Here is a 408-nt window from a genome sequence, read left to right as displayed (position 1 = left end):
GATGGTAATCATTATTTAAAATTGTCGGATATAACTGAGCTACCTAATGCTTGGAGTAAGGATTTAGTCTTTAATTCAAAAGAAAATACTCTGTATATTGCATATAGTGAAAAAGGTGTATGGCAATTAAATTTAACGACACAAAGTGCAAAACAAATAACTGATGTATATGCAACTGAACTAGCATTTAATGTTTCGCAGCTATTGATGAAGTCTGATGGTAAATTGTATTCATTTGATTTTGATTCAAAAAAGACAACTCATCACCATGCAATAAATGGTCGTGTATTATCAATATCAGCTTATAAAGATAAAAGTTATGTTTTAACTTCCAAAGGAGCCTATTTATTGGTTGAAAAGAGTACACGACTCATTGAACCACAAATCATTATAAATGGTGAAATACAG

At 30.1% G+C, this 408-nt stretch carries 1 protein-coding gene; it reads left to right on the top strand.

The window, feature by feature from the left end; genetic code table 11:
* Positions 1 to 21 precede the first annotated feature (21 nt).
* The coding region (locus tag CJF42_RS25920; protein WP_141235697.1) for a hypothetical protein at positions 22 to 408 on the top strand (387 nt) is incomplete at its 3' end.

Source organism: Pseudoalteromonas sp. NBT06-2, from assembly GCF_002276045.1.
Taxonomy (GTDB): domain Bacteria; phylum Pseudomonadota; class Gammaproteobacteria; order Enterobacterales; family Alteromonadaceae; genus Pseudoalteromonas.
Note: the sequence above shows the minus strand (reverse complement) of the source record. Positions and strands in the feature narration are given on the sequence as shown.